The organism is Camelimonas lactis, assembly GCF_004342915.1.
In the GTDB taxonomy this organism is placed as follows: Bacteria; Pseudomonadota; Alphaproteobacteria; order Rhizobiales; family Beijerinckiaceae; genus Camelimonas; species Camelimonas lactis.
Genome location: NZ_SLWL01000025.1, coordinates 1 through 18,438, shown reverse-complemented (window position 1 = coordinate 18,438; position 18,438 = coordinate 1). Strand labels below are relative to the sequence as shown.

The following is an 18,438-nucleotide window of genomic DNA, read 5'->3' as shown; positions in this document are numbered from 1 at the left end:
TGCCCACGATGCCGTGGAAATGCTGCCCATGATCGCGTGGAACGCGCGCCCATCATCCGGTGGAATCAGTGCCCACCATCCCGTGGAACACGCACGAAGCGCCTGGCGGGCAGCCCGCTCCTCCTCGGTGAGATCGGCGAAGGTGAAGCCGAGCGAGCGCAGGCCGTGATCGTGGCCGTAGGGAAGATTGATATCGACCGTGATCCACTTCCAGCCCTCGGCCGAGATCTCGTCAGCGATGGTCTTCAGCTTCTCGGCAACCAGCCGGTCGAGAAGCGGCACGTCGTCGAGCCAGCCGTTTTCCTCATCGTCGAAGAGGTAGCGCGGCAGCACCGGGCCACCCGCTGCCATATAGGCGTCGATGCCGACGAAGGCCGCACGCCTGTCGGAAACCGGAACGCTGGTTTCGGTCAGTATGTTGCGGATGCGCCAGGGCTCGCGGTAGTGGGACTGCTGGAGGGCCTCCCAGACCTGCTCCTGGCGCTCGTGATGCGGATTCGCGGTGAACGCCTCCAGTTGCGCCAGCGTCATGCTGTTCTGGGCATAGGCTTCGTGCAGCACCGGCGAGACCTTGGCGAGCGCCATGCGCTGGTCGACATAGCGCTCGGTGGTGAAGTAGGCGCTGGCGACTTCTGCCTTGGTCATGCCGCCATCGACCATGCGCTTGAACGCCTTGAACTGGTCGAGCGGATGGAGCGCGCGCCGGAAGGTGTTCTCGGCGAGCGAGTCGTCGACAGCGCTGGTCTTCGCATCGGCCTTCTTGACGATGCAGGGAACGAGGCCATCGGCCGGGAAGCGCCCGGTCTCGACCAACCGCGCGACGGACCTGTAGCGGCGACCGCCGGCCGGGGTCTCGAAATCGCCGGTTTCGTTGCCGTCAGCATCAAGGATGGCGCGGACATTGAGACCCTGCACGAGGTCCTCGCGGCGGTCGATGTCCTGGGTGAGTTCGTCAAGGCCGGCTTCGACGTCGACTTCCCGCACGTTGTCGGCCGAGAGGTGGATGCGATTGAACGGAATGTCGCGCGACCGCGAGAAGACAATGATTGCAGGTGCGGACTTTTTCTTGGCAGCTCTTGCCATGGTGGGTTACTCCATGACGGGCAGCCGAGAGACTCTCTCTCGACCTACCAACCCGTCATGAAATCCCCAGCCTCTCTCTCCCTCTACAGCGCGGGAGGCAGGCTCGGCGTCACCAGTCGAAGCACCCAGGCCGCTGCGCGTTGACACCGTATTTCCGGCGCAGCGCCTCGATCGCCGCCTCCTGCCGCTCGATCCTGAGCCGTAGCCGGTCCATATCTGGACCTGACACCAGCAGAAAGCCGTCGAGAACGCGCCGGTATTCTACCTCGTCGGCGCCGGTCCACCGGCTCATCCGGCGATGATAGTATCGCGCCTTCGGACGCCGGCCGATCGTCTCGGCTTCGGCCCGGTCGCTGAGCGCACGCTCGGCAAGGGCGAGGTTGCGGCGGGTTTCCGCAAGACTGGTTTCCATGCGCGCCAGGGCCGCGCGCAACTGCTCACGGTCGATCATGGCCGCCGCCTTGCCCCGAAGTTTCATCGGGATCGTCAAGATCGAGATCCTGCTGCTGGAAGCGCGGCGGGATTTTCTCCTCCGGTCCCTGCCAGACGATCTGGCCGTTCTTCCAGATCGTGACGAAACCGCCACCTGAAGGCCGTGGCATCGGCGGCTTCGCCTCGAAATTCCGGCAACAGAAATCCGCCGTCGTCGCGGAGAAGACAGTCGAAGTCCGGCCGACGAGCAACACGCGGTCGCACGTTCCGGAAGGCCGTTTGACGCGCCGGCGCGAAAGGCCGAGCCGAAAATTTTCGTAGTCCCGCTGCTCGCGTTCGGGCGGGGCGTGCCAGTGGATGCAGTTTTTGCATCGGCCATCCTGCCGGGCATCAGGCCCATCGAGCGGAGGCCCGCCATTATGGCCGGACGGAAGGGAGCGTTCGGTCATACCGCGCCTCCCGTCCTGACCTCGGGCGTGACGCGAACCATGCGCCGGACGACGACGGGCCGCGTGTCGCTGGCCTGGGCGAGCCGCTCGATCAGCGCGAAATCCGCATCGGAGCATTTGCCGCGCACCTCGATATCGACCCAATGACTGGCCCGGCCGAGATTGGAACCGCCAAGGCTGTGACCGTCGAGGATGTGGAGGCTTTCGTCCGGATCGATCGGACGGGCTTGTGAGGCGAGAAAAAGGATGCCGGAGCCGAGATTGCCGCAGAACAACAGTTGGTCGGCTTCGGTCGCGTTCTGCCCAAGAGCGGCCTTGCGCCTGCCGATCTGCCGGAAGGCGTCGGCGAAGGTTGCCGGGTTGCGGGTGATCCGCACTGCGAGCTGCTGATGGAAGACCCACGGTGGCCTGTAGGGATCGAGCTTGCCGACCGCGATCTGATGGAGAAAATCGGTAAAGCTCGCCGGGTCCGCCGGATAAGGGCAAGTCCGCCAGATCTCGCGGACGCGGTGGCGCAACGGATCGGGGAACGCGAACAGCCGGGCACGGCCTTTGCGCCACCAGGCCGCCCGCTGGCTGCGGCGCTCGCGTTTGGCCTCGTCCCACCAGACGGCGCGGCGGGCCATTTCCTTGTCTACGCTGTGCTGACCGGCAGCGATGTCGTCGGCGAAAAGCGGCAGGGCCTCGCGTTCGAGGCGCTGCTTGCGCAGGAACGCCGCGCGTTTGCGCGACGTGTCTCCATAGGGTTCGGGTCTGTGCCAGCGACGGAAGCGCATCACGCGGCCCTCCTGTCGATGGCGGTTTCCGGTTCGGCGACGGGCCGCTCGTCCTCCGGCAGGAAGGACAAGATCCAGTCGGCCGCCTTGCTGGCTTGCGAGGCTGCGCGGACGATGACGCGATTGTCTGCGCGCATCGTATCGATCCACGCGCCAATGTAGTCGCTATGCCTCACGGTCGGGACGATCCCCATCGCCGCGCAGCAAAAGGCGCTCGAAATTTCGGCCACACATTCCTCGAAAAAATAAGGCTTTGAGCCAAAGGAACCGGACAAATCCCGATTGAGCCGGCTGTGATGGCCGCTCGCGTGACCGACTTCGTGGAGCGCAGTTCTGTGCCAGTTGATCGGCTCGAAATAGGCGGCGGGCGGAGGTACGTGCACCACATCGAGCGACGGAATGTAGAAAGCCTTATTGCCGCCGATGTGGAAGTCGATGCCTGTCGCCTTGATGAGCGCCTCAACGCGCGGCTCGATCATGCCGGGCGGCGGAGGTGGCGCGATGGTCTCGATCTCCTCGGGCAATCCTTCGCATTGCGCCGTGTTGAACACGGTGAAGCGTTTCAGGAAGGGGATAGCGTGGGCTTCCTCGCCGGCGTCGCGCGCACGCTTTTTCTCGTCGTCGGGGACGAAGCGGTCGGCATAGACGACAGTCGTGCCGCGTTCGCCCTTGCGGACATTTCCGCCAAGGGAAAGGGCCTGGCGGAAAGTGAGCCAGCCCTGAGCGGGAAAGCCGTGCTCGATGACGGCACCCCAGAGGATGAGAACATTGATGCCGCTGTAGCTGCGGCCGGTGCTGGCGTTTCTCGGCAGTCCGAGCGGTGCTTTCGCTGCCGACGTGCCCCAGGGCTGCACCCAGGGAATACGTCCGGCCTCCAGCTCGGCGATGATCTTGTTGGTGATTTCGTCGTAAAGGTTTGCCCGATCCGATCCGGTACGGTCATATCTGGACATCGCGGTTCTCCGCGACGGGCGCCGGAAGCCTCTCTCCCAGCCCTCAACCCGTCGCGGAAAACCCGGCCCGCACTCTCACTCTAAGGGGGCGTTGCGGGGCAGGGTGTGCAAAAACCCTTGGTCGGAAATTGCACCGCCAAGGCCGCTAGGCGCTCGGAGGGGGAGAAGCCGTTTCGCGACGGCCTCTCCTCCTCCCATTACGCGCGACTATCGACAATCGCCTGCTCAGCCGACGGAGGCTGCGGCCTTGCCGATGACGTCGATGACGACGTCGGGCTGAGACAGCATCGGGACGTGGCTGCTCTCCACCTCGGTGACCGTCGCCCCCATACGCTTTGAGACCCAGCGCTGGAGATCGGGATGCACGGTGTGGTCCTTCCTGGCCAGCACGTACCAGCTCGGCTTCGATTTCCACGCGATGTCATTCGGCCCGAGCTTCTGCTGGTGGAACAGATCGAACACCGGGGCATAGTGAGTCGCCCAGACGACCTTCTGCTCGGCCTCGGGAAGGTCTCCCGCAAAGAACTCGGTGCCATTCGGCAGCATCCAGGCGCGCCCGTCCGCGACTTCTACGCGCGTAAAAATGTCCGACGGATACTTGTCGAGCTGGTTCTGCACGGTCTCGCCCGCGTCAGGAGCGACCGCCGCGATGTAGACGAGGCCTACCACGCGCGGATCGACGCCTGCCGCCGTGATCGTGGCGCCGCCGTAGGAATGGCCGACGAGAAGGACGGGGCTGCCGACGCGGTTCAGCGTCCGCTTCACCGTCGCCACGTCCTCCTCGAAGGAGTCCAGGCCATATTGGACAGAGACGACATCGTGCCCGTTGGCCTGCAACGCGAGGATCACCTTGTTGAAGCAAGAGCCATCGGCCCAGATACCGTGGCAGAAGACGATAGTCGGCTTGGTGGACATCAGAACCTCCAAAGATCAGCTCCCTGGGCGGCCCGCCGCCATCATGACGTCAGGACCAGGGGCGAGCTTCAGAAAGCACGGCAGACTGGTCGACGTATTCGCCGATCCTGTGGATCTATGGGCCGTTCTTGCTCTTGTGCGCCCGATTCAGGATCGCTGCTTGATACGGAACTGGCCGGGAGTCAGGCCCGTGTGCTTCCGGAAGGTCCGATTGAAGTTGCCCTGCGATCCGAAGCCCGACTCTAGCGCGATCTCGACGAGCGACAGTCGTCCTTCCGCGAGTTTGGCCTTCGCTTCACGTACGCGACGTTCGGTGACGTATCGGTGGGGCGAAAGGCCGGTGGCTTTCTGGAAGAGCCGAGCGAAATGAAACGGGCTGAGGCACGCTTCGGCGGCGAGTTCATCCAAGCCGATCTCCTCCGCCCACCGGTCGTCGATCAGATCGAGCACCCGATTTAGCTTGTCATAGGAAAGGGTCGGCGAAGGCGACGCACGGCGCTGCGCGATGTTCGAATACTTGGAGACGAGATGCGCGGCGAGCATGGCGCTCGCGCCGTCGACGAAGAGCTTGTCGCTGGCCTCGGGCGGTCGCGAGACGACGCCGAGTAGCGATGACGCGATCTCTCTCAGCAACGGGTCCGACATCCCCTTGTAGCGGACGACCTCGGCTTTCGCCGGATCGGCGTCATAGTCGTGCAGCGCGCTGTGTCCGGTCACGGACGGCGCGAGAAAAATGTGCACGTTTTCGACCCGGGCGCCGATCTCGACTTCGGCCTCCTCGAATCCCAGAGGCATAATGCTGGCGAAGCCAGGCTGAACGGTCACGGCGCTCCGCGCCGCGTCGTCCCCCTTCCGAGGGACCAGGTAGCGGCCCGCAAGCGTGACCGAAATAGCGGTGCAGGTGCAACTGACGGCCGGAAGAACACCGGGGTTCAAGGTTCGGTGTTCGATCAGCATGTTGGGTGTTTCGAGCGAACGATGAAGTTCGTTACCACCTGCATAGCGATGATTGTGAACGAGAAAGGTCATGCCGTGCGCACCTATCGGTTCCGGTCAGTTACATCCTAACACAACTTGAAGGCCGACGCGCGGGGCGCTCTCCATATTAGATTCCGGAGATCGGAAATATTCAAAGAGTGGTCAAATCCAGAAAATCATCATAGAATCAAAGCCTCGATTTAGAAGGGAGCGGGCTGTGAGCTTCATCGACGGCGAAAGCCGATGGCAGATCAGCCTGCTTCCAGCTTGTGTCGACGACTACGTTGCGGCGGACGCTCTGGTCCGGATCGTTGACGCGTTCGTCACGAGCCTCGACTTGACCGAGCTGGGCTTTAACCGGGTCGTCGCGGCGGCAACAGGGAGGCCAGGCTTCCAGCCTGGTGACATGCTGCGCCTCTATATCTGGGGTTATCTCAATCAGGTCCGTTCATCGCGGCATCTGGAACGCGCGTGCGTTCGGGACCTCGAAGCCCTGTGGTTGATGCGCCGGCTGGCGCCGGATTATCGTACCATTGCCGCTTTCCGCCACGACAATCCCGAGGCGATCGTCGCCGCCAGCGCCGCCTTCGTGCAGTTCTGTCGGGAACAAGGGCTCGTCGGCGGGCGCATCGTGGCGGTTGACGGCACCAAGATGCGGGCGGTGGCCAGCCCAAAGAATATCGCGGGCGCCGAGCGTCTCGCCCGAGACATTGAGCACACCGAAAAGGAAGTCGCCTATTACCTCGACCGGCTCGACATCATCGACGAGACGGTGGCCCAGGGCTCCGACGATCAGCCTCTACATCGCGAGACTTTCGCGACCGCCATCGCTTCGCTCAAACGCCGCAAGGATCGGCTCGTCCGACGGCAGCAGGAGTTGGAGCATCGCGAAGAAAAGGTACTCGTCTTCGGCGAGCCGGAGGCCAAGCCAATGGGTTATGGCCGTGCGCCCAAGATGCCTTCGTACAATCTCCAGAGCGTGGTCGACGTCGAGAGCGGATTGATTGTCCACCATGATGTCTACAACGACGCCAACGACAGTCACATGCTGTACCCCGTCTCCGTGGCGGCAAAGAAGGTGTTGGAGGTCGACCAGATCCAGGTCCTGACGGACGGCGGTTATTCCAATGCTGAGGAAATCGCTCGTTGCGAGCGGGAGGGGATTGCGGTGGCCGCCCCGATCAAGCGCGGCGCTATGAACTCCGATCACTTCCGGCCAGCGCAGTTCGTCTACGACAGCGCCAGCGATACCATCCGCTGTCCGGCCGGAGAAACCTTGCGACCGTCTGGTCTACATACTCGGAACCGGGCCATCCGCTATCGCACGCCAGCCTGCGCAAACTGCAGCTTAAAGCCACGATGTACGCCGGGCGCCCAGCGCACGATCCATCGTCTGGTCGATCAAGGCGCTCTGGATCGAATGGAGGCGAGAATCTACGCCAACCCTAGCTTGATGACGATCCGGCGATGCACCGTCGAGCATCCCTTCGGCACAATCAAGCGGATGTCTGGCGGCGGCCGATTCCTAACTAGAGGGCTTAGGGCAGTGAAGGCCGAAGCGGCGCTCTCAATTCTCGCCTTCAACATCCTCCACGCGGTGAACGCGTTCGGTGCTTCGGCGATGATGCCGAGCTGAGCAGGGATTTCGCGTCGCGTTGGCCGGACCAACGATGGCTTCCTGATCGTGTTCTTGCACAGCCTGGGGGTCTCCCCGCTGAAGAGGGTGCGCCGGCAACGCAGTGCCGGCCAGGGGGAAAGCTTTCCCCCACCCAAGATACGGAAACTCGTGGAAACGACAGTCCGGAATTCAGCCTTGGAACCTCGACCAGCAATTCCGAATCAAAGCCCATGCCGCCGATAGCATCGAGGCGATGCCGTCATGCGTCATATTGCGCGAAGTTAAGATCGGAGACGAGACTGTCGATGGCGATGCCGGTCCTGTCGCAGAATTCCAGCATTTCAATCCAGGGATTGCCGCCGGGATCGCGGTCCCACAGACGCACGATATATTGCTGGTAACCATGGCCCTCGGTGATATCGCCAAGCAAATGATGCTCAAGCAGGTTCATATGCTGGCGTAGTTTGGTCTTACCGAGGCTGAATGCGCCCGCCGCATCTTCAGCCGGCAGATTATCGACGTCTCGCCGCCTCATGCGCTCCGCCAGCTTGATGGCGAAGGCGCGCTCTTCAAGGGGAAGCTCCTTCAGTCGGCCGATGAAGGTGGCCAGGCCTTCGACTTCCTCGTCGAGATTCATCGAGTCGGTGACGTCGAACACCTCTCCGAACCTCTTCAGCGTTTTCGGATAGGTTGGCAACATGGCCTGGGTCGTGTCGGTAACCTGCGCGATGAGCTGTCGTTCCGCCCGCTTGAAACGGCCTTCATGATCGGCTTTATATTTGCGCAGCACATCGTCCGTGTAGGTCTTCACGTTCGGCTCGTGGTCGATGATGTCGTGGTGCTTGCCGCAAACGAGAAGCAGGTTGTCGAAGCTGCGGCGGTCTTCGTTGCTCATCTTGGAATCGAAGCGCGGCCCGCCTTTTTCGGCGGCGCAGATATGGGCAATCTTGCCCAGCATGGCGCCGCTTGCATCGACAAGCTGCTCCTGGCAATCGGGGATCGCGCACTGGTTTCCGCTATAGGCGAAGAGTTTCTTTATCGTGGATTGTGTCGGATCAAGTCGTTCGACCGGCTTCTTGGCCATATGTGCGGAACCATCACTCTGAAAACGGACTAAAGTTCATATTCGATAGCTGTTTTCTGGCCTGTGCGCCGAGATATTGCAACAAACCGAGAAACGAGGTTTTCAGCCGTAAAGCTGGAGACACGTAAAACCGTGGATCGGGGTTTCAGGGAACGGAGAAAACCGCCCTAGAGATCGCCGACATGTTTCTCGATCTGTGCCGCCAGCCTGATGAGCTTCTGGTCGCGCAGGATGCCGATGAAGTCTGTGGCCGAAACACGCGACCGGCTGAGATTGCTCCGCGCATTCGCGAGCGAGCTGACAAGCTGCTCCGGGACGTGCTCGTAGAGAGCGGCAAGGAAAACATCCGGCGACTGACGCATGAGGCCATGCTTGCGCAGCTCGCCGACCGGAAAGTCGCGCAGGTTCCAGGTGATGATTGTCGATGCACCGGCCTCGATGGAGGTCGCTGCGACATGACGATCATCCGGGTCGGGGAGACTGACGGCCCGAATATGCCTTTCGTATCCGGCGACCATCGCGTTCGGCAAGGCGATGTCCATGAGGCGCTTGGTGGTTTCCAGCCGGTCGATCGAGAGGCCCGGCGTGTTGGCCACGAGGTTGCGCATCCATTCGTCATGGATCGCATCGCTCCAGCGCGCATGGAACAGGCGATCGACGCTGACCTGGACAATGACATTCCTCAAGTGGAATGGATAGAGGATGCAGGCATCGCAGACCGCGACGGCAGGACTAAATGCCATAGCGGAGATGCAAATCCTCGGCGTCGGCCGCCAGATCCTGCATGGCCTTGCGCTGGACGTCGAGCTGCGCCTTCAGCGCCAGCACGTCCTTGAGCGACGCGCGGCGGTGCTTTCCAACATAGCGGAACGGCAGGTCGCCGATGTCCATGCGATGGACGACAAGCGGACGCGAGATGCCGAGAATGGTCGAGGCCTCGGTGGGGCTCAGCTCCTGATTCTCGGCAATGACCGCTACCCGTTCGCCGCTAAGCAGCCGCGAAAGAAGGGCTTCTATGGCATTGGCCGCAGCCGGCGGCAGCGAGACCGTCTGTTCCTCACCGTCGCGGCGCCGGACATGCAGTTCGACGCGATCGCCCTCACCGAGTTTCGGCAGGTGCGATACATCTTTGCGGTCCCGGTCCGAAAGGCCGGCGAACTGGACGACTTGGCTGGCCATGGCATGTTCTCCTTGCCCGCCAATATAGGGATATGCGTCGTCAACTGCAATAAGTGAAAACCTGCCGAGGCTTCCGGCAACGGGAGATAGGATATTGCCCAAACATACTGCCAGTCTTCTATATCGATCTGCGAGGCCCTGCAGGTGTGATATATTTTGAAGCCTTCGGTCGGGGTGTTCGCAACAATGGCGGAGAAACCATTCAAACAGACCTAGTGCGTCGATACGGGAACGGGCATCGCACCCATCGCCATTGACGGCGCAGGCTAGGTAGTAATCTTGATTTTTCCGGCCATTGGCCGTACATATCTCCAATAGATTGGAGATCGAAAAATGGCTGAAGCAGCAAAGAGGTCAACGGCTGGCCGCGTCCGGGGGGAACGCCTCGAGACGCGCGTAACGGCCGACCAGAAGTGTCTGATCGAACATGCCGCGGCCTTGCAGGGCCGCTCCGTGACGGATTTCGTCCTGACGAGCCTGCAGGATGCGGCGCGGCGCGCCATCGAGGAACATCAGCATCTAGAGCTTTCGGTGCGGGACAGCCAGGCGTTCGTCCAGGCTCTGGTCGAACCGCGGCCGGTCAACGAACGACTGCAAGACACCGTTCACCGTTATCGCGAGAGAACAGGCGTCTGACGAGTGGGGGGAGCCTACGACATCCTGCGGGTCGAGATTCTCGGCCCGCAACATGACCGATCGGGGTTCGAAAGCGGTGTAGGACCGCTCGACCGATATTTCCAGACGCAGGCCGGACAGGATGCCAGAAAGAAGATGGCTGCGCCGTTCGTCCTCGTGCTGAAGGACGGCAGCATCGCCGGATACTACACGCTCTCATCGACGGCGGTGCGGCTTCCGGAACTGCCGGAGGCCGTCGTCCGCAAACTGCCGCGCTATCCTCTGATCCCGGCGACCTTGCTGGGTCGCCTCGCTGTCGATCAGCGCTACCAGGGAAGAGGATACGGTCGGTTTCTTCTCGCGGACGCGCTCTATCGGGCCCTGCGCAACGAGATCGCATCCTTTGCCGTGATCGTGGATGCCAAGGACGAAGGCGCGAAGCGCTTCTATGAGCGAGAGAGTTTTTTGCCGTTTCCGGATCAGCCGATGAAGTTGTTCCGGCCTATGGCGGATATTGAAGCATTGTTCAAATGAGGGGGTGTTCGTGGCGGATTCCGATGGAGAAGAACCTGAGAAATTGACATTCAAGTTTCTGCGGGGCGTCGAGGCTGATGCCGGTGAGCTTGAATGGCCGGCCGGCGCCGATGTCGTCAGAAAAGCGCTGTCGGAATCGCTGAACGCAAAGAATGTGGCGTTCCTGCTCGGAGCCGGATGCTCATCGAATTGCATCAAAGAGAAAGATGCTGCGGGAAAGGAGACCTGGCGGGAGCTTGGTATCCCAACCATGGCGCCGCTCGCCGCCGAGTTCACGAAGGCGCGGGCTGCCGACGAGGCAGGGTTCCCGACCGACGCCGAGCGGAAGGTTCTCACCGATGAGTTCGGGATCGATATTGGCGACAAGGAATATGCCCGCAACCTTGAACGGTTGATGGAACTGCTGTTCAGCCTCCGGTTCACGCTCTCACGAAGCACGCTTCCCAAGGCAAAGAAAAACCTGAAGGTCGTCAATTCGATCATCCAGAAGGTGCAGGCTTTCCTCTGGGGAAAATGCACGAACGGAGCGTTCGCCAATGGCGACAGCACCGTCGGGACACTCTACGAAACATTCTACAGAAAACTGGTTCTGCGTGACCGCTCCTTGCCGCGTCCGTGGCTTTTCACCACCAACTACGACCTTTTCAACGAGACGGCGATGGACCGGCTCGGTCTGCCTTACGCGAACGGCTTCTCCGGCGTGGTCGAACGCCGCTTTAATCCGGCGACCTTCCGTTACGCTCTGGCCGAGCAGCTCGATCTGACCAACAGGAAATGGTCGGCTGTGGATGGCTTCGTCTATCTCTGCAAGATCCATGGGTCGATTAGCTGGACCGAAGACGATCACGGCCTGTTCCCGATCCGCGAAACGGCTGTCTCGAAAGGGCCGGAACCGGGGAAGGTGATGATTTATCCCACTCCCGCGAAGCAAAATTCCAGCCTCGGATCGCCCTATGCCGACCTGTTTCGCGAGTTCCAGTCGCGGATCGTGAGGGAGCAAAGCGTTCTCTTCACCATGGGGTATGCCTTCGGCGACGAGCACATCAACAACATTATCTACCAGGCGCTTACCATACCAACGTTCCGCCTGGTAATTTTCGTCGATCCGACGCTTGAGGGAGAGGTGGCCAAGCTCCGCGCCCTGAACGATCCCCGCATCTGGATCATCGGTGGCAGCGGCCCGGAGGCCGACCGCAAGGCGCATTATTTCGACACGATCATCGAAGAGTTCATGCCCCAGCGGCCGAGCGAGCGCATCGACGATGCAATCCGGAAAGTGCTGGAGGCGATGTCCCCGAAGAAGGCTGAGGCTCCGTCCACCGATGGAGACAGCGAATGAGCCGCGACGACCGCAAACGCGCCATCGGCAAGGTGGTCTCCGTCGCGGCTGACCGCTTCGTCGTCGAGATGCACGCCGGCACGGACAATTTCACCATCGTCGGGTTCGATGACGTTCACTATGTCGCCCGTCTCGGCTCGTTCCTGATGATTCCGGTTCAGTCGGAATATGTCGTGGTCGAGGTTGTCGGCCTGCGAGAGCGGGACATCGCCAGCGCCGGTCGAGGCGAAGGGGAGTTGGATAAGGCGGCGTCCGCGAAATATCTCGACGTCGTACCGGTCGGAATGCTGCCACAGGACCGCAGCGCAAAGTTCCGCTTCGGCGTCTCCGTCTTTCCGTCGCTCTACGCGGACGCTCTCTATGCTCTCGATGCGGAGCTTGATCGCGTTTTCGAGACCGACAAGCCGAGCGAACCTGCTCCGGGCCTCAACGGCGCTCCTCCAGTGCCTGAAGATGCGACGCGCTTTCGCGCCCTGTCGATAGGCCGCTCTGTGGTGTTCGAGGGCTACGACGTCAAAGTCCGGATCGACGACTTTTTCGGCGGCCATACCGCTGTCCTTGGGAACACCGGGAGCGGCAAGTCCTGCACCGTCGCGTCGGTGCTCCAGTCGTTGTTCGACAAGGCGGACGAGTTCCATGCCCGAGGGGCAACGTTCGTGGTCTTCGACGTGAACGGCGAATACGCCAATGCGCTGATGCCGCTCGCCAAAGAGAACGGCATTGGCGTCGCCCATGTCGTGCTGGACGGAACCGCGGCCGACGGTAAATTCCGCCTCCCGCATTGGTTCCTGGAGCAATCCGAATGGGAGCTGCTGCTTCAGGCCAGCGAGCGGACCCAGCTTCCGATACTGCGCATAGCGCTCGGCCTCGCCACGCTGTTTTCCGCGGGAGCAAGCGCTGAGTTGAAGGGCATAAAGAACCACATCCTTGCTACGTGCCTGAGCCAGATTCTCCGCGATGATACCGGCAGCCCTTCGAAGCATGATCGGATGGTCGGCCTGCTACAGCGATTCAACACCGCCGAGATCGGCACGGCAAAGATCAAACCGTACATAAAGATCAGCTTTGGTCAGATGGCCGATCCAGATGGCCTGACAAAATATCTGCTCGGCGATGCGAGTGGCGGTGGGTTCATCATCGATGGGCTCAAGCTCCCGGCCTATTCCAATCTGCCGTTCGACTTCGCGGCGTTGGGCGATGCACTGGACCTGGCGATACTTTACGAGGAGGCGCACGGGAACAGGCAGATTCGAGACTATTGCTCGCAGATGCTGACCCGCTTCAAATCCCTTGAAGAGCGCTCCGAATACGAATTTCTTCGCCACAACGCGGCGGGCGGACCAGCGGAACTGTCTCGCGATAAATTTCTGGAAAGACTGCTGGGCCTGGAGCGCAACGGAGCGAACTGGCTCAAGCGGGATCAGATCATCATTGTCGATATGAACGCGGTGGAGGATGAAGTCGTCGAGCTGGTGGCATCCGTGCTTGCACGGATGGCGTTCAGATTGTTGCGACAAGCCGATCCCCGAAATCGCTTTCCGGTGCATCTGCTTCTCGAAGAGGCGCACCGATATATTTCCGAAGCGACCTCTCGATATGCAATCGATGCCAGCAAGATCTATGAGCGCATTGCCAAAGAGGGACGAAAATACGGGCTTTTCCTGCTGGTTTCGTCGCAACGACCGAGCGAACTCTCGAAAACCGTGCTCTCGCAGTGCTCGAACTTCGTTATCCATCGCATACAGAACCCGGATGACCTTTCGCAGATCCGGCAGATGACGCCGTTCATTTCGGAAGCGGTTCTGAAGCGTTTGCCGTCGTTGCCGAAGCAGCACGCGCTCGTCTTCGGAACATCGGTGAACCTTCCGACCACCTTCAAGGTGCGGGAGGCGAAACCGCTTCCGAAAAGCGATGACGCAAAGATCGGGGAACTCTGGTTCCACGAAGAGGGACGGGCAGCTCTGGTCAGGATCGCGCCGTCTGCTCCAGGCGGAGCCCCCGATACTGGCACAGCATGATGATCAGGCCGGATACAGCAGCTCTGGAGGCGGCAGCAGCTCTTCTGGAGGCAAGCCAGGACTACCGAGTTCTCCGCCGCCTGCAGCCGCGCGCCCCGGTGACGGGTATACCCGAGCAGGATATCCGCCTCGGCCTGTTCGTGGACGTGGAAACGACAGGTCTCGATCCGTCGAAAGACGAGATCATCGAGCTTGCTATGGTGCCATTCCGGTACTCGCTCGACGGCATCATCGTCGATGTCGGGGAGCCGTTTGATCGACTTCGAGAGCCGGCGGCTCCCATACCACCCACGATAACCGCGCTGACAGGTATAACCGATGCGATGGTGGTCGGCCAAAGGATCGATCCGGAAGAGGTCACGCAATTTGCGCTTTCCGCCGCTGTCGTCATTGCCCACAACGCTGCGTTTGATCGCAAGTTTCTGGAGCGCTTCTGCCCTTCGTTTTCGTTCAAGCCCTGGGCCTGCTCAATGTCGGAGATCGACTGGGCAGCGGAGGGATTCGAGGGAACTAAGCTCGCATATCTCGCGGTGGGATGTAGCTTCTTCTACGATCGGCATCGCGCGGCGAATGACTGTTTGGCGGCAGTCGAGGTGCTATCGCGCCCGCTTCCGAAGTCCGGCGTCAACGCACTTGGCCACCTGCTCGCGCGTGCTCGCCTACCAACATGGCGCATCTGGGCCGAAGGTTCGCCATTCGAGTTCAAGGATCAGCTCAAGTCGCGCGGGTATCGTTGGAACAGAGAGGAGAACGGCCATCCCCGTGCTTGGTATATTGATGTCGCTGACGAACAGAGAGAGGCAGAACTGGCCTTTCTGAAGAGGGAAATCTATCAACGTGACGTTGACCTAAAACCTTCCAGGATCACGGCCTATGAACGGTTCTCTGAGCGAGTGTAGCAGGTTGTAGTCGCCTCGGCGCGGAGACGTGGCAGTAGGGAGGTTAAGCGGCCGCCTTGAGGCGTTTCTTCACCAGCTTGGCTCAGACGAATTTGGTCCTGTCGTATCAATCGTCAATACAACTGCCGAAAACGAATTTTCTATTTCGATAAAATCTGGAGGCAAGATCAGCAACGCTCGCTTTGGAACCGATTCCTATCTAATTTTCAGTAAACGCGTAAAGTAACTGCGCGATTCGGCGCGAGCAGAGGATTAATCCGAACCGATGTGGCCCGACAATGAGACTGAACGGGACTTCCTGAATTTCTCAGGCGTCGCAGACACGGTGGCGGAGATCATCGTTCAGGCGCGAGGACGACCGATCTCTATTGGTGTGTCCGGCGCTTGGGGCATCGGCAAATCCTCGCTGATCAAGCTCACTCAGGCGTCGCTGGCCGCGCGACCCCGCAAGGAAGGCGAGCGAGAATTTGTGTTCGTCGAGTTCAATGCCTGGCTTTATCAGGGCTACGACGATGCGCGCGCTGCGCTCATGGATGTGATCGCAACGAAGCTGGAGAAGGAAGCCAAGGCTCGCGAGAAAGCGATCGACAAGGCCAAGGTCCTGGTCAAGCGCGTGAACTGGCTACGGGCGGCCAAGCTGGTTGCGGGCTCGACGGTGGCCATGTCGCTCGGTCTGCCCCCTACCGGATTGATCGGCGAGGTGTGGGGGTTGGGCCAGCGCGTCTTATCGGGCGGGGTCGACGGCACGCTGATCGAGGAAGCGAAGGGCAAGGCAGGTGAGGTCGCTGAGACGGCGAGCGGATTGCTCAACCCGAAGGAGGATACATCGCCGCCCAAGGAGATTCAGGCACTCCGGGACAACTTCGAAGAAACTCTTGAGGACCTCGGCGTCACGCTGGTAGTGCTGATCGACGATCTCGATCGCTGCTTGCCCGAGACGACGATCTCGACGCTTGAAGCGATCCGACTGTTCCTGTTTCTGAAGAACACCGCCTTCGTGATCGCCGCCGACAACGACATGATCAAACATGCCGTTCGACGACACTTTGAGGGCGTCCCCGATGATCTCCTCGTCACCAACTACTTCGACAAGCTTATTCAGGTGCCAATCCGTGTACCGCCCTTGGGCACTCAGGAAGTGCGCGCCTATATGATGCTCTTGTTCGTTGAGAACAGCGACCTCGCGGATGATGTAAAGGAGAAGATTCGTAGTGGGGTCGTCGCCCAATTGCGACAGACTTGGGCCGGCAAGCGCGTCGACCGCGCGTTTGTGCAGTCGCTGCACGATGCTTTGCCCGCCGAGTTGATCGGCCGCTTCGACACTGCGGACCGTTTGGCCCCGCTCATGACGACGGCGTCGGGCATCCTGGGCAATCCACGCCTGATCAAGCGCTTCCTCAATGCGCTCGCTATTCGCATGACGATCTCCAACGCGCAGGGCGTCGGCGTCGATGAGGCGGTCCTGGCCAAGCTGCTGTTGTTCGAGCGGCTCGGAAACCCGAAGGCATTTGCCGAATTGATGAAGCAGGTGAGCGCCAGCGACACCGGGAAGCCTACCTTCCTCGCCGAATGGGAAGAGAAGGCGATCGCGGGTCAGGAACAGGTTCTGCCGGCACCTTTCGACGAATCCTTTTTCGCTGAGTGGCTGACGCTGCCACCGACGCTTGCCGACACCGACCTACGCGGAGCCCTGTATGTAAGCCGTGAACATGCGCCGCTGATCACCCCCGAGGATCGCCTTTCCTCGGAGGCAGCCGAGCTTTTGACGGCGCTCCTGCAACATCCGGAGATGGCGTCGAGCCTGAAAGACCGACTTCTGCGGGTGCCTCGGACCGAAACCACCGTGATCATGGACCGGCTTTTGGATCGTGCGCGGCAGGAGCAAGAGTGGGGCGTGCCAGCAGTTCTGGAAGCCTGCCTCGTCGTGGCCGACGCCGACCCGCCGCAGGGTGCGAGACTTGCCGCCTTCCTCGGCGAGCGTCCCGCCGCGCAGATCCAGGCGAATATCGTGCCGAAGATCGGGGACCAGCCATGGTCGAAGGGGGTCTTCGACATCTGGGATCGGGGGCAGGTGTCTAGGCCGGTTAAGGCGGCGATCAAGAGGCAGAGGGAAAATGGGAACGTCACAATCTAGTGGAGGCCCGGGCAGCGGCGTCTCGATGGTGCCACCCTGGACTCCAGACCCGTCCACGGGCGAGGCGTCTGGCAATGGGGCGGAGGGTGGGGATGCTCCAGCCGATGACGGTGCTGCGGCCCCCCAGGTTCCGCCGCCGGTGCCCGCACCGCTCGCCCCGCCAGCCCGCTTCCTCGGTGCGCGTCGTGCGCTAGGAGAGTTTGCAAAATCAGGCGATAGTGGGGACATGCGGCGCAGCATGGGTCACTACGTCCGGACCGGCTATGGTGGATCGGCAACGGCGACTCGGCGCTTCGGTAGTACGGCGGCGACCGCCGGTGCGCTTGGCGGAGCGCTGGCGCGGGTTGCAGCGGGACAGCCGGCCGAGCCAGGCAGCCCGCTTGATCCGGCGCTCCTCGCCGGCCGCAATGTGCAGGACGTCATGAACGCCGTTGTGGAGGCGGTTCGGCCGGTTGACGGGACGCAGGACGCAGAAGCTGAGCGCGCGGCAATTCGGGATGCCTTGACCGAGCTTCTTACCCGATTCCCAGACGCGGATCTGCTAAATCTCGACCCCGAGCAGCGCGCCTTCGCCATCGAGCGTTTCACGGCAATCGACGTCTTCCGCCGCTTTGAACTCGATGTCGGCAAGACCATCGTTGAGAAGGCGCCGAGTGCGGTGACAGCTCTGTCTCGGCTCAAGGAAGTGCGGGACTACGTGAAGCAGAGCGTGGCGGCGGCATTCCGCAAGCTGCGCGATGCCGGACGCAGCATCACCAGCGGTCGCATCAGTCAGGTTGTTAGGGATGCTCTGAGGGAGACATTCGAGGTGTTTGAAGGATACGCGGAATGAAACTGGCCTGCGGTCCAGACGGCACCGGGCTGCCCGGTGGTGACGGTATCATGCGCGTGGTCCTTTACGGACAGCCGCGGGCCGAGGGGGAAGGAAGCGCTGGTGATGCAGCGAAATCCGAGATCCAGCGTCGACGGCTTGACCCGGCACCGCGGGCTTGGGATTTGTTGTCGATCGCGTTGAGCGTCGTGACGGCAGACTTCGCGGCCTTGCGCGACAAGAGCCCGGACGGGTGGACACGGGAGATCGAGCTCGACATTGCCGTGGCAGACGCACCGTTTTGGAACGGGCAGGCCCGGGCCTTGGCCGAAGCGCTCGCATTCCTCACGACCGATCGCTGGGCCTTGCGATTTCACGAGGGTGGGATGCTGCCTGCGCCGCCTCGTGAACCAGCCCGGCCGCCCGAGAGTTGTGTGGTACTTCTATCCGGCGGGCTAGACAGTCTGATCGGAGCAATTGATCTGACCGCTGCGGGTCATAAGCCATTCGCAATCAGCCAGACAGTTTGCGTGTTCCACGGGATGGTGGGCACTGATTCCACCGGATGATGGGCGCGCGTTCCACGCGATCATGGGCAGCATTTCCACGGCATCGTGGGCA

19 protein-coding genes are annotated in these 18,438 nt (G+C 61.3%); 9 read left to right on the top strand and 10 right to left on the bottom strand.

What is annotated here, in order from left to right; genetic code table 11:
* From EV666_RS17035 to EV666_RS17005, 7 genes are all read right to left on the bottom strand, one after another.
* On the bottom strand, positions 1-1,083 hold a 1,083-nt coding region (locus EV666_RS17035), incomplete at its 3' end, for a ParB/RepB/Spo0J family partition protein (RefSeq protein ID WP_425359575.1).
* Between the two features lie 109 nt (positions 1,084-1,192).
* Positions 1,193-1,534, bottom strand: coding sequence for a hypothetical protein (locus EV666_RS17030; protein ID WP_097143181.1), 342 nt, complete (start codon positions 1,532-1,534; stop codon positions 1,193-1,195).
* Positions 1,521-1,964 carry a hypothetical protein gene (locus tag EV666_RS17025; protein WP_132010696.1) on the bottom strand — a complete coding sequence of 148 codons (444 nt, stop codon included), beginning with the start codon at positions 1,962-1,964 and terminating at the stop codon, positions 1,521-1,523. Before EV666_RS17025 ends, EV666_RS17030 begins: the two co-directional genes overlap by 14 nt.
* Positions 1,961-2,740 carry a hypothetical protein gene (locus EV666_RS17020; protein ID WP_132010702.1) on the bottom strand — a complete coding sequence of 260 codons (780 nt, stop codon included), beginning with the start codon at positions 2,738-2,740 and terminating at the stop codon, positions 1,961-1,963. Before EV666_RS17020 ends, EV666_RS17025 begins: the two co-directional genes overlap by 4 nt.
* A complete protein-coding gene (locus EV666_RS17015) occupies positions 2,740-3,693 on the bottom strand; it encodes an ArdC family protein (protein WP_132010694.1) in 954 nt (317 codons plus the stop codon). The genes EV666_RS17020 and EV666_RS17015 overlap by 1 nt, the downstream gene beginning before the upstream one ends.
* Before the next feature lie 225 nt (positions 3,694-3,918).
* Entirely contained in the window at positions 3,919-4,608 is a 690-nt protein-coding gene (locus EV666_RS17010) for an alpha/beta hydrolase (protein ID WP_132010692.1), read from the bottom strand.
* A 147-nt stretch (positions 4,609-4,755) separates the two neighbouring features.
* Positions 4,756-5,637, bottom strand: a complete 882-nt coding sequence (locus EV666_RS17005; RefSeq protein ID WP_245514504.1) for a helix-turn-helix domain-containing protein — start codon at positions 5,635-5,637, stop codon at positions 4,756-4,758.
* 166 nt (positions 5,638-5,803) lie between these two features.
* Here EV666_RS17005 and EV666_RS17000 point away from each other — a divergent pair, with 166 nt between their 5' ends.
* The gene (locus EV666_RS17000) at positions 5,804-7,222 is read left to right on the top strand and encodes an IS1182 family transposase (RefSeq protein WP_132010691.1); all 1,419 of its coding nucleotides are present in this window, start codon (positions 5,804-5,806) and stop codon (positions 7,220-7,222) included.
* Positions 7,223-7,463: 241 nt separating this feature from the next.
* Here EV666_RS17000 and EV666_RS16995 read toward each other — a convergent pair whose 3' ends face one another.
* From EV666_RS16995 to EV666_RS16985, 3 genes are all read right to left on the bottom strand, one after another.
* Entirely contained in the window at positions 7,464-8,288 is an 825-nt protein-coding gene (locus EV666_RS16995) for a hypothetical protein (protein ID WP_132010689.1), read from the bottom strand.
* A gap of 167 nt (positions 8,289-8,455) precedes the next feature.
* On the bottom strand, positions 8,456-9,031 hold the full coding sequence (locus tag EV666_RS16990) for a PIN domain-containing protein (protein WP_132010687.1): 576 nt from the start codon (positions 9,029-9,031) through the stop codon (positions 8,456-8,458).
* Positions 9,021-9,467 (bottom strand): MerR family transcriptional regulator, encoded by a 447-nt coding sequence (locus tag EV666_RS16985; protein WP_132010685.1) that lies wholly within the window; start codon positions 9,465-9,467, stop codon positions 9,021-9,023. Before EV666_RS16985 ends, EV666_RS16990 begins: the two co-directional genes overlap by 11 nt.
* Before the next feature lie 333 nt (positions 9,468-9,800).
* Between EV666_RS16985 and EV666_RS16980 the strand changes: the two genes are divergently transcribed.
* The 8 genes from EV666_RS16980 to EV666_RS16945 all read left to right on the top strand — a co-directional run bounded on the left by EV666_RS16980 (position 9,801) and on the right by EV666_RS16945 (position 18,386).
* Positions 9,801-10,103: a type II toxin-antitoxin system TacA family antitoxin gene (locus EV666_RS16980; RefSeq protein WP_132010683.1), complete on the top strand. Its 303-nt coding sequence runs from the start codon at positions 9,801-9,803 to the stop codon at positions 10,101-10,103.
* Between the two features lie 3 nt (positions 10,104-10,106).
* Complete coding sequence (locus EV666_RS16975) at positions 10,107-10,616, top strand: GNAT family N-acetyltransferase (RefSeq protein ID WP_132010681.1); 510 nt, start codon at positions 10,107-10,109, stop codon at positions 10,614-10,616.
* Between the two features lie 10 nt (positions 10,617-10,626).
* Positions 10,627-11,955 carry an SIR2 family protein gene (locus EV666_RS16970; RefSeq protein WP_132010679.1) on the top strand — a complete coding sequence of 443 codons (1,329 nt, stop codon included), beginning with the start codon at positions 10,627-10,629 and terminating at the stop codon, positions 11,953-11,955.
* Positions 11,952-13,973, top strand: coding sequence for an ATP-binding protein (locus EV666_RS16965; RefSeq protein ID WP_132010678.1), 2,022 nt, complete (start codon positions 11,952-11,954; stop codon positions 13,971-13,973). The genes EV666_RS16970 and EV666_RS16965 overlap by 4 nt, the downstream gene beginning before the upstream one ends.
* Positions 13,970-14,872 (top strand): 3'-5' exonuclease, encoded by a 903-nt coding sequence (locus EV666_RS16960; RefSeq protein ID WP_245514503.1) that lies wholly within the window; start codon positions 13,970-13,972, stop codon positions 14,870-14,872. Before EV666_RS16965 ends, EV666_RS16960 begins: the two co-directional genes overlap by 4 nt.
* Positions 14,873-15,137: 265 nt before the next feature.
* Positions 15,138-17,006: a KAP family P-loop NTPase fold protein gene (locus EV666_RS16955; protein WP_132010676.1), complete on the top strand. Its 1,869-nt coding sequence runs from the start codon at positions 15,138-15,140 to the stop codon at positions 17,004-17,006.
* Positions 17,007-17,244: 238 nt separating this feature from the next.
* Complete coding sequence (qatB, locus tag EV666_RS16950) at positions 17,245-17,838, top strand: Qat anti-phage system associated protein QatB (protein ID WP_245514502.1); 594 nt, start codon at positions 17,245-17,247, stop codon at positions 17,836-17,838.
* The gene (locus EV666_RS16945) at positions 17,835-18,386 is read left to right on the top strand and encodes a hypothetical protein (RefSeq protein ID WP_132010672.1); all 552 of its coding nucleotides are present in this window, start codon (positions 17,835-17,837) and stop codon (positions 18,384-18,386) included. The genes qatB and EV666_RS16945 overlap by 4 nt, the downstream gene beginning before the upstream one ends.
* The last annotated feature ends 52 nt before the right edge of the window (positions 18,387-18,438 follow it).

Excerpts from the sequence above, each read along its gene's own strand:
- EV666_RS17030 (WP_097143181.1), bottom strand. The coding sequence starts at position 1,534 with ATGATCGACCGTGAGCAGTTGCGCGCGGCCCTGGCGCGCATGGAAACC.
- EV666_RS17025 (WP_132010696.1), bottom strand. The coding sequence starts at position 1,964 with ATGACCGAACGCTCCCTTCCGTCCGGCCATAATGGCGGGCCTCCGCTC.
- EV666_RS17020 (WP_132010702.1), bottom strand. The coding sequence starts at position 2,740 with ATGCGCTTCCGTCGCTGGCACAGACCCGAACCCTATGGAGACACGTCG.
- EV666_RS17015 (WP_132010694.1), bottom strand. The coding sequence starts at position 3,693 with ATGTCCAGATATGACCGTACCGGATCGGATCGGGCAAACCTTTACGAC.
- EV666_RS17010 (WP_132010692.1), bottom strand. The coding sequence starts at position 4,608 with ATGTCCACCAAGCCGACTATCGTCTTCTGCCACGGTATCTGGGCCGAT.
- EV666_RS17005 (WP_245514504.1), bottom strand. The coding sequence starts at position 5,637 with ATGACCTTTCTCGTTCACAATCATCGCTATGCAGGTGGTAACGAACTT.
- EV666_RS16995 (WP_132010689.1), bottom strand. The coding sequence starts at position 8,288 with ATGGCCAAGAAGCCGGTCGAACGACTTGATCCGACACAATCCACGATA.
- EV666_RS16990 (WP_132010687.1), bottom strand. The coding sequence starts at position 9,031 with ATGGCATTTAGTCCTGCCGTCGCGGTCTGCGATGCCTGCATCCTCTAT.
- EV666_RS16985 (WP_132010685.1), bottom strand. The coding sequence starts at position 9,467 with ATGGCCAGCCAAGTCGTCCAGTTCGCCGGCCTTTCGGACCGGGACCGC.
- EV666_RS16980 (WP_132010683.1), top strand. The coding sequence starts at position 9,801 with ATGGCTGAAGCAGCAAAGAGGTCAACGGCTGGCCGCGTCCGGGGGGAA.
- EV666_RS16965 (WP_132010678.1), top strand. The coding sequence starts at position 11,952 with ATGAGCCGCGACGACCGCAAACGCGCCATCGGCAAGGTGGTCTCCGTC.
- EV666_RS16960 (WP_245514503.1), top strand. The coding sequence starts at position 13,970 with ATGATGATCAGGCCGGATACAGCAGCTCTGGAGGCGGCAGCAGCTCTT.
- EV666_RS16955 (WP_132010676.1), top strand. The coding sequence starts at position 15,138 with ATGTGGCCCGACAATGAGACTGAACGGGACTTCCTGAATTTCTCAGGC.
- qatB (WP_245514502.1), top strand. The coding sequence starts at position 17,245 with ATGGGTCACTACGTCCGGACCGGCTATGGTGGATCGGCAACGGCGACT.
- EV666_RS16945 (WP_132010672.1), top strand. The coding sequence starts at position 17,835 with ATGAAACTGGCCTGCGGTCCAGACGGCACCGGGCTGCCCGGTGGTGAC.